Source organism: Bacteroidales bacterium (assembly GCA_012517825.1).
Taxonomy (GTDB): domain Bacteria; phylum Bacteroidota; class Bacteroidia; order Bacteroidales; family JAAYUG01; genus JAAYUG01.
In genome coordinates, this window is record JAAYUG010000102.1 from 20,073 (window position 1) to 29,598 (window position 9,526).

Here is a 9,526-nt window from a genome sequence, read left to right on the forward strand (position 1 = left end):
CTTTCAATAACGGCAAAATACCTGTTAAAGTGCACTAAAGCCGTTTAAACATTGCAAAGATTTTATGTATCATTCGTTTAGCGCTGCGCGCCAGGCGAATGATGCGTTAAGCCTTTCCTTCATAAGCCGAAACCGGCAGGCAGGTGCATACCAGGTTGCGGTCGCCATAGGCATCGTCAACCCGTGCCACAGAAGGCCAGAATTTGTTGGTTTTTAGCGATGCTACAGGATAGGCAGCCTGGACACGGCTGTATGGATGATTCCATGTATCGGAAGTGCATTCCTCAGCCGTGTGGGGAGCATTTTTGAGCAGATTGTCGTTTTGCAGAGCCGGATTCTTGCGGATTTCATCCAGTTCGTGCCATACCGCCACCATGGCTTCCACCAAGCGGTCCAGCTCCTCCAGGGGTTCGCTTTCGGTGGGCTCCACCATCAGCGTGCCATGCACGGGGAAGGAAACCGTGGGAGAATGAAAACCATAATCAAGAAGGCGTTTGGCAATGTCCAGTTCGGTTATTCCGGTTTCATGCTTAAACTGACGCAGATCGAGGATCATTTCGTGGCCCACAAAGCCATGTTCGCCCTTGTACAGCACAGGGAAATACTTATTCAGGCAGGCCGCCAGATAGTTGGCGTTGAGGATGGCATACCGGGTAGCGTCGGTCAGACCGTCGGTTCCCATCATCCGGCAGTAGGCATGGGAAATCACCGCCACATTGGCATTGCCGTAAGGTGCCGACGATACCGGAGTGATGCCGTTTTTCCCTCCGGCAGGAACGATCGAATGCCCCGGCAGAAATTCAACCAGGTGGTCGGCCACAGCTACAGGGCCAACGCCCGGGCCACCTCCTCCATGAGGGATGGCAAAGGTTTTGTGCAGGTTCAGGTGGCACAGATCGGCACCGATGGCGGCCGGACTTGTGAGGCCCACCTGGGCATTCATATTGGCACCGTCCATATAAACCAGCCCTCCGTTCTGGTGCACAATCTCATTCATTTCCTTAATGCGGCTTTCGAAAACACCATGGGTGGAGGGATAGGTAATCATAAAGCCGGCGAGGTTCTGACGGTGCTGTTCTGCTTTGCTCCGCAGGTCATTTACATCCACGTTGCCCTGTTCATCGCACTGAACCACAACCACTTCCATTCCTGCCATGGCGGCACTGGCGGGATTTGTTCCATGGGCAGAAGAGGGAATCAGAACCACCTTTCTGTGCCCTTCTCCTCTGGTTTCGTGATATTTGCGGATGATGAGCAGGCCGGTATATTCTCCGGCTGCGCCCGAATTCGGCTGGAACGTGATGCCGCTGAAGCCGGTAATTGCCAGCAGGTCTTTGCCCAGTTCGTGGAAAATTTGCTGGTACCCCTCCGTCTGTGACAGGGGCGCAAAGGGATGGATGCGTCCCAGCTCCGGCCAGCTGAGCGGAAGCATTTCAACAGCTGCATTGAGCTTCATGGTACAGGAACCCAGCGGTATCATTCCGTCGGCCAGTGAAAAGTCTTTTCGCTCGAGATGTTTGATATACCGCATCAGGGAGGTTTCAGAACGGTATTTGGTAAACAGTTCATGCTCCATAAAGGGAGTGGTCCGCAGGAAACGCGGGTCAAAGGAAACCTCCTCCCTGAGTTCCCGTATGCGGTTGATTTTTTTGCCGGCAGCTGTACCAAAGATCTCGAGAATTTCATTCACATCCTCTACGGTGGTTGTCTCATCAAGGCTCAGCAGAATTTCCTTTGCCGCGGGGTAGAAGAAATTCATTTTCCGTTCAAGGGCCAGATTCCGGATTTTTTCGGTATAGGTTTCATCAGGCAGAACGATATGCAGGGTATCAAAGAAATGGTCGGGCTTCACAGTAAAGCCGGTATGAACAAGCTCTTTTTTTAAAGCTGTGGCGAGGCTGTGTATGCGCAGGGCGATTTTCCTGAGCCCTTTCTGTCCGTGGTAAACGGCATACATGCCGGCCATGCTGGCCAGAAGAGCCTGGGCTGTGCATATATTGGACGTAGCCCGTTCCCTTTTTATATGTTGTTCACGCGTTTGCAGTGCCATGCGCAGGGCTCTGTTCCCCAAACGGTCAACTGAAACGCCGATGATGCGACCCGGGATGTTGCGTTTGAATTTTTCGCGTGTGGCAAAATAGGCGGCATGCGGACCTCCGTATCCCATAGGGATACCAAAACGTTGTGTGGAACCCACGGCCACATCGGCTCCCCACTCTCCCGGAGGAACCAGAATGGCCAGGGAGAGAATATCGGACGCCACACCCACAAATACTTCAGCCTGATGAGCTTTTTCAACCAGGGGCTTGTAATCCCTGATCTCGCCATTGGCTGAAGGATACTGTACCATCACGCCAAACACCTTATCGGAAAACTCGAATTCAGCGGCCGGCATAATGCGCAGGTCAATGCCCAGAGGTACGGCTCTGGTATGCATTACATCCAGGGTTTGCCGGAACATGTTTTCGTCGGCCAGAAAAACATTGGCTCCTCTTTTCACCGCTTCCCGAGAACGCAGGTTGTACATCATGATCATGGCCTCAGCGGCCGCTGTTCCTTCATCCAGAAGGGAGGCATTGGCGATCTCCAGACCGGTCAGCTCGCTCACTACCGTCTGAAAGTTCAGCAAGGCTTCAAGACGGCCCTGCGAAATTTCGGCCTGATAAGGAGTATAGGAAGTGTACCAGGCAGGATTTTCCAGCATATTCCGCTGAATAACAGCCGGCATGAAGGTATCATAATAGCCCTGTCCGATATAGCTTCTGAAAATCTGGTTCTTCGATGCAATTTCGCGAAGCCGTTCGAGGTATTCAGCTTCGCTCATTCCTTTACCGGTATCAGGTTTTTTCGACAACCGTATCGAGGGGGGAATAGTTTTGTCGATTAATTCATCAAGGGAAGACACACCGATTTTTTCGAGCATGCGCGGAAGGTCTTCCTTTCCCGGGCCAATATGACGTTCGCTAAAAGAATATGATGACATAAGGGTTATTTTTTGTGTGCCGCAAAAGTAGAACTTTCCTTTCGTTTAATTGCTGTTGAAGGATATGTTTCATAACCAGTCGAACGGAAGCGCCGTTTACCCCTGCAGAAATCCTATATATCAGCCGGTTGATGAACAGCGCCAGACAGCTGATATATAATTATTTACAAATAGGGATTCCCGGCTTTTTCTTCTCCTATAGTAGTAGAAGGCCCATGACCGGGCCACACTACTGTACTCTCCGGCAAAACAAGCAATTTCCGTCGGATTCCATCCACCAGAAGCTGATGGTCGCCTCCCGGAAGGTCGCTTCGTCCGATACTGCCGCTGAAAAGAATATCCCCCGGGAAAAGAACCTGTCCGGCCCGGCTGTACAAAGCAATTCCCCCGGGCGAATGACCGGGCACATGAAGTACCTCGAGGCACTCCTCCCCGCACCTCAGCACCTCTCCTTCATCCAGCATCCTTTCTGGATCAGGCATGGAACTGATTGTGAGCCCAAAAATCTGTGCATAGGCAACAGCCTGCCGGTAGAGGAAACCATCTGCCGGATGTATCCATACCGGCACATGCCATTCGTTTACACAGAAAGGCACACCAAGAATATGGTCAATATGGCCATGGGTAAGAACAACTGCCAAAGGATGCAGATGGTTGTCGACCACATACTCCCTGAGCTTTTTTTGTTCATCCGGTGTACTGCATCCGGGATCAATAATGAATGCTTCTCCTGAAGCATCATGTACTACAAAGGTGTTTTCCTGGAAAGAATTGAAAACGAAAGATTTGATTTTCATAGATTTACATTCTGCCAACGCAATTATATTTATGGTGTTTCTGTCGCCTTCCCGGCTGGTCAGCTTACCCTACCGGGCAACATAGGAACAAACGAAAAGGTTCCGTGTTCGGTAATCCGGATATCTTCATCCGTAAATTTTTCTATCAGTGTCATGGTCTGGAGTTTGTCGTTTCCCACAGGGACCACCATGCGACCGCCCGGTTTAAGCTGGAGAACCAGGTTCTGCGGTATTTTATCGGCAGCAGCCGTTACCAGAATCCGGTCAAAAGGGGCATAAGCCGGCAATCCTTCGTAGCCGTCGCCAAAAAAGAAGTAGGCCTTGTAACCAAGCAGAGGCAGAAAAGACTGGGTTTTCAGAAACAGTTCCCTCTGGCGCTCAATGGTGTACACGATGGCACCCAGTTCCAGAAGCACGGCGGTCTGGTACCCTGACCCTGTGCCTACTTCAAGCACTTTCTGAAAGCGTTCTACCTCCAGAAGCTGGGTCTGAAAAGCAACCGTATAGGGCTGGGAGATTGTCTGGCCGGCACCTATGGGAAATGCCTTGTCGGCATATGAAAACCTGATGAAACTGCTTTCCATGAAAAGATGCCGGGGAACAGTACCGATAGCTTTCAGTACCGCCTCATCCGTAATTCCCTTTCCTCGTAAATGCTGCACCAGCTTGTTGCGCAGGCCTTTATGCCTGAAGTCATCCCGAATTTCCATGTCTTCAAATTTGCAACATTTTTTGGATTGCTCACCGAAACAGAATCAACAATGGCATGTATGAGCCATCAGCATTGAATATTTCTTAATAATTTCTGCCAGCCTGTTGATAAGTTGATAAAATCGCCCGTAAAACCAACAAATTCGTTTGATATGTTTGGGATGTCGATTCGCATACACATGATCAGGGCAGGTATTTACGGTGCTTCGGCAGCAACCAGGAAGCACATTGAGCAGTTGCTCAGCGATTCCCGGTTTACCATCACGGGGATTTCAGGAATTCCGGAAGAAAATGCAGCGGCTCTGGCGGGTGACTACGACCTGCCGTTTTTTGCTGACGAAGCCCGGCTGGTTGAACAGTCTGATCTGATTGACATAACCTGTTGCAATGCATCAGCCCTTCAGCTGGCGTTGTTTGCCGTGCGGAATTTCAGGTATGTTTTTCTGGACGGAACCATTGACTGGAATCCGGAAGACATACGCGCTCTTCTTAAGCTTGCGCGTGAAGCCGGGGTACGGGTTGGGGTAAGGCATCTGAAACGACAGAGAAAAGTTTTTCAGAATGCAAAAAAATATATTCGCCAGCCCCAGCTGATCGAAATGCAGGTTTCGGTTCAGGATTCGCCTTCCTGCGAGGTTCCGCTATACAACGTTCTTTTCCAGAGTGTTGATCTTCTGGCACTGCTCAATCCCTCTCACGTTAAAAAAATGTTTGCCAAGGCAGTATCCATGGGCGATGGTTCGGTTGGTGCCGTGGATGCGACCGTTCATTTCGACAACGGCACTGTAGGTCATGTGGTTTTTAACCGCCTGCTTGCCAAAGAAACCGATACTGTTCAGGTGTTTTCGCCGGAAGGCGCCCTGAAGATTGATTTCCTGAACAATCTGGCAGGATTTCTTCCGTACAGGAGCAGTTCCCGTTACACCATCCCTTCGCTTGAAACAACTGCAGAACCGGTTTCTGAAACATTGTACCATCTGATGGCCAATCATCCGCATGGTGAGCTGACGCTTCTGGAAGAGATTTACCCGTCGGCGGTTCTTGCCCGACAAATATTGTCGATGATTTATCAGCAGGTGAGCTGAGTTTGCGCGGCGGGTCGTCCGCTATTCGCCGTTCGATATGTTGTTATTGTCAGGGAGAGCAAGATAACCCGATTAACATTACACCCTTTCCAACACTGGAACTCTGAAACTCTGGAACCCTGGAACCCTGGAACTCTGGAACCCTGGAACCCTGGAACCTGAAACTGAGCGTAAAGCGCAGAGCGTAAAGCGTAAAGAAATGGCGCTCATCAGTTTATTCTCCGCTTAACGTTCTACCCAATTGTTTACTCGAAACTAGAAAATCAAAAATCAAAAATCACAACTCACAAATCACAAATAACAAGCCTCGAAACACTTGGCACAATGCCCAATTCAAAAACAGCAAAAGATGAACAAAAGATTTGTGATTCGAGATTTCTGATTTCTGATTTCTGATTTTTTTGATCCTGAACGAAAACAAATAAAATCTCAAATCAGAAATCACAATTCACAACTCACAAATCAAATTGACCTTAAACACCCGAAACGCTGGAACGCTGGAACATTGGAACGCTGGAACACTGGAACACTGGAACTTTGGAACCCAATTAGTAGATAATCGGAAATCTCTGAAAATTTCCAATTTCCAATTTCCAATTTCCTGTCCTTGATCACGCTATGAAAACCATAACACGTTAATTGGAAATAGGAAATGGGAAATCGGAAATTCCTTAATCGGAAATGGGAAATCGGAAATCCTTGTAACTCTGAAACCCTGGAACTTTGGAACTCTGGAACCCTGAAACTCTGAAACCCTGGAACTTTGGAACTCTGGAACCCTGAAACTCTGAAACCCTGGAACCCTGGAATACGTATCCATTGTCCTTAAAATCAATGACGGGGAACTGGAATCCTGTTTGATTTTACCAGAGGAATAATTATTTCTCCCTTTGCATACGAATTTTTGTTTTCTGCCGTTTATTTAAAAGCCAACCTTAACCAGCCTTATGATTTTATGAAACGAAGCCATCAGCTTGTACGTTACATTGTATCTGATATACTGACCGCTGAGCTAAGCTATACGCTTTTCTTCATTTTCAGAAAACTGTATATTGAACCGCAAAAATTCGGCTACCAGATTCCCGTTGAATTTGACAGCAATTTTGTCCGCGGCCTGATCATCCTTCCTTTTTTCTGGCTTCTGGTCTATTATCTTTCCGATTATTACAGGGATGTATTCCGCAAATCGCGCCTTCAGGAACTGGGGCAAACCCTCCTCAGCACACTGGTTGGTGTAACCATCGTATTCTTTGCGATCATCCTCGACGATACGGTTCATGACTATACCAACTATTACCAGTCGTACCTTGCATTCCTTGTCGTTCACTTTGTACCCACCTACCTGGCAAGGGTTACCATCACTTCACGGACCAGGAAGCTCATTACACAGGGGAAGCTTTCCTTCAGCACCCTCATTATCGGAGCCAACCTGCCGGCCGAGGAACTTTTTTTCAGCATGACAGCTCAGGGCTCTGCTACCGGCAACCGCTTTGCCGGTTATGTAACGGTCAACGGAAAAAACGGTATTTCGCTCGAAAAATACCTTCCCCACCTTGGGCATTTTGATGACATCCTTCCCATCATCCGGCAACATAAGATTGAAGAGGTCATCATCGCCATTGATCCTTCGGAACAGGAAAAAATCAACCGGATCCTGAACCACCTTCACCTTACCGATGTGAGGATACGCGCCATCCCGTCCCTTACCGACCTTCTTTCCGGAAAAGTGCGGTTTACCACCCTGTACGATATGCCCCTCCTGGAAATTACCCACTCTCCCATGCCTACCTGGCAGATGAACATCAAGGAACTAATGGACATCGTCATATCCCTGCTTGTGCTGGTCGTTCTCAGCCCTCTGTGCCTTTTGATTGCTATCCTGATTAAAATTACCTCACCCGGCCCGGTATTTTACTCGCACGAGCGCATCGGAAGACACGGAAAGCCTTTCAAAATCATCAAGTTCCGCACCATGGTACCGGATGCCGAAAAGAACGGACCGGAACTATCCAGCCGCAACGATCCGAGAATTACCCCCATAGGCCGCTTTCTGCGCCGTACCCGTCTGGACGAAATTCCCAATTTCATCAACGTATTGCGCGGAGAAATGTCGCTCGTCGGCCCCCGGCCCGAACGGCAATATTACATTGACCAGATCGTTCAACGGGCACCCTATTATGTTCATCTGCACCGTGTAAAACCGGGCATCACGTCCCTGGGACAGGTAAAGTTCGGCTATGCCGAAAATGTGGATCAAATGATCCGCCGGCTCCAGTATGATCTTCTCTATATCGAAAATATGTCGCTCGCTCTCGACATCAAAATTCTCCTTTACACCATCGGTACCATTATCAGGCAAAAGGGCATCTGAACCAGCTTCCTCCCTTTCATGCCCACCCCCAGGCGATTGAAAAGAGTATGAGCCCGGCTGAATTTTATTTTCCCTGCAAGGGAAATTTTCGCAGGGGCCTGTATACGGCACCGGCAGGGGTCAGCACACTCTCCATCCATACCATATGATCAACCGGCATTTCCTGAAAAAACGCATCGCTAAATTCCCTTACTACCTCATGCAGTTTTTCGGGCTGACGCAGATACTTGAGCCGGGCAAGGGTTATGTGCGGATGAAAGTCCCTATCCTCGGGTGCAAAGCCATACTTTGTTACCAGCACTTCCACTTCTTTCTGAAGAAGAAGTGCCGGTTTGCTTTCTGAAATTCCTGCCCAGAGAACCCTGGGCGAAGAACGGGAGCCAAAATACCCGAGGCCTTTCACCTGAAGAGAAAAGGGAGGCTGGCCTGAAGCAATGGTTTCGAGTCCGCGGCTCAGCCCTTCTGTTATGGCAGGGTCTGTTTCGCCGAGGAAGAAAAGGGTGATATGCACATTGGCCAAATCCACCCAGGCAATTTTTTCCGTCGAAAGCCGTCGGCGGCAGATCATGGCGGCCTCTTCAAGCCGGGAACCGGCAACTTCCACGGGCAGGGCAATAAAGGTTCGCATATACCCAAGTATTTTTTCAAAATTAGGTAATTTTACCTGACCATAACATCCGATACCATATGAAACCTTCACCCCGATTTGCCGTTGTGCTTTCAGGATGCGGAGTATTCGACGGGTCCGAAATTCATGAGGCAACCCTCACTCTGTATGCCATTGCAAAGAACGGAGGAACCTACGAAATTTTTGCTCCTGACGTGGCACAGTACCATGTAGTGGATCATCTTACCGGCAGGCCGACAACAGAAAAGAGGAATGTTCTTTCCGAAGCGGCCCGCATTGCGAGGGGAAAGATAACCCCCCTGAGCAGATTCAATGCCGGCAGTTTTGATGCCCTGATATTTCCCGGGGGATTCGGTGTGGCCAAAAACCTGTTTCCCTTTGCCGTTGAAGGGCCCGATGCCAAAGTCCAGCCGGATGCGGAACGCGCCATCCGCGAGATGCACCGCGCCGGGAAACCCATCGGCGCCCTGTGCATTGCCCCCGTTTTGCTTGCCAAAGTGCTGGGAAATATTGAGGTAACCATAGGGAACGACAGCGACACCGTCAGCCTGCTTCACAAGCTGGGAGCAAACCATAAGGTAACAGGCCACGGGGAGGTTACTATTGACCGCACCAACAAAATTGTTACCTCTCCCTGCTACATGCTCGATTCCACCATTGTCCAGATTGCCGAAGGAGCGGAACGAACTGTTCAGGCCATGATGGAACTGATCGGAAAATAAAAAAACTGTGAGGCTTCAGAGGTAGCCCAGTTCAATTTTGCGAACGATTTTTTCAATTTCGGCATCCTTGCCCTGGGGGTCGTATTTAACTTTAAGACTGCTTCCGAAGATAACGGCTACTGTCTGCCAGAATGCCGCCTGGAATGAACCCCTCAGCTCCTTAACCAGCGTATAGGATGTTTTTCCCGTTTCCCTGTCAATCAGTTTGATGAGCAGTTTCCCCTGGGTG

At 49.4% G+C, this 9,526-nt stretch carries 8 protein-coding genes; 3 read left to right on the plus strand and 5 right to left on the minus strand.

From position 1 onward, the window contains the following. Nucleotides 1-106: 106 nt before the first annotated feature. The 3 genes from gcvP to GX419_06840 form a co-directional block, all read right to left on the minus strand. The gene (gene gcvP, locus GX419_06830) at nucleotides 107-2,983 is read right to left on the minus strand and encodes an aminomethyl-transferring glycine dehydrogenase (protein NLI24399.1); all 2,877 of its coding nucleotides are present in this window, start codon (nucleotides 2,981-2,983) and stop codon (nucleotides 107-109) included. Nucleotides 2,984-3,147: 164 nt separating this feature from the next. Further along, nucleotides 3,148-3,780: an MBL fold metallo-hydrolase gene (locus GX419_06835; protein NLI24400.1), complete on the minus strand. Its 633-nt coding sequence runs from the start codon at nucleotides 3,778-3,780 to the stop codon at nucleotides 3,148-3,150. Between the two features lie 59 nt (nucleotides 3,781-3,839). After that, entirely contained in the window at nucleotides 3,840-4,484 is a 645-nt protein-coding gene (locus GX419_06840) for a protein-L-isoaspartate(D-aspartate) O-methyltransferase (GenBank protein ID NLI24401.1), read from the minus strand. 159 nt (nucleotides 4,485-4,643) lie between these two features. Here GX419_06840 and GX419_06845 point away from each other — a divergent pair, with 159 nt between their 5' ends. After that, complete coding sequence (locus tag GX419_06845) at nucleotides 4,644-5,576, plus strand: Gfo/Idh/MocA family oxidoreductase (GenBank protein NLI24402.1); 933 nt, start codon at nucleotides 4,644-4,646, stop codon at nucleotides 5,574-5,576. A 955-nt stretch (nucleotides 5,577-6,531) separates the two neighbouring features. Next, on the plus strand, nucleotides 6,532-7,947 hold the full coding sequence (locus tag GX419_06850; protein NLI24403.1) for a sugar transferase: 1,416 nt from the start codon (nucleotides 6,532-6,534) through the stop codon (nucleotides 7,945-7,947). Nucleotides 7,948-8,011: 64 nt separating this feature from the next. On the opposite strand, the gene thpR is transcribed toward GX419_06850, so the two are convergent. Next, nucleotides 8,012-8,575, minus strand: a complete 564-nt coding sequence (gene thpR / locus GX419_06855; GenBank protein ID NLI24404.1) for an RNA 2',3'-cyclic phosphodiesterase — start codon at nucleotides 8,573-8,575, stop codon at nucleotides 8,012-8,014. 59 nt (nucleotides 8,576-8,634) lie between these two features. Here thpR and elbB point away from each other — a divergent pair, with 59 nt between their 5' ends. Beyond that, the gene (elbB, locus tag GX419_06860) at nucleotides 8,635-9,297 is read left to right on the plus strand and encodes an isoprenoid biosynthesis glyoxalase ElbB (protein ID NLI24405.1); all 663 of its coding nucleotides are present in this window, start codon (nucleotides 8,635-8,637) and stop codon (nucleotides 9,295-9,297) included. A 15-nt stretch (nucleotides 9,298-9,312) separates the two neighbouring features. On the opposite strand, the gene GX419_06865 is transcribed toward elbB, so the two are convergent. After that, nucleotides 9,313-9,526, minus strand: a 214-nt coding sequence (locus tag GX419_06865; protein ID NLI24406.1) for a DUF4294 domain-containing protein, incomplete at its 5' end; no start/stop codon positions are given.

Excerpts from the sequence above, each read along its gene's own strand:
- gcvP (NLI24399.1), bottom strand. The coding sequence starts at position 2,983 with ATGTCATCATATTCTTTTAGCGAACGTCATATTGGCCCGGGAAAGGAA.
- GX419_06835 (NLI24400.1), bottom strand. The coding sequence starts at position 3,780 with ATGAAAATCAAATCTTTCGTTTTCAATTCTTTCCAGGAAAACACCTTT.
- GX419_06845 (NLI24402.1), top strand. The coding sequence starts at position 4,644 with ATGTTTGGGATGTCGATTCGCATACACATGATCAGGGCAGGTATTTAC.
- GX419_06850 (NLI24403.1), top strand. The coding sequence starts at position 6,532 with ATGAAACGAAGCCATCAGCTTGTACGTTACATTGTATCTGATATACTG.
- thpR (NLI24404.1), bottom strand. The coding sequence starts at position 8,575 with ATGCGAACCTTTATTGCCCTGCCCGTGGAAGTTGCCGGTTCCCGGCTT.
- elbB (NLI24405.1), top strand. The coding sequence starts at position 8,635 with ATGAAACCTTCACCCCGATTTGCCGTTGTGCTTTCAGGATGCGGAGTA.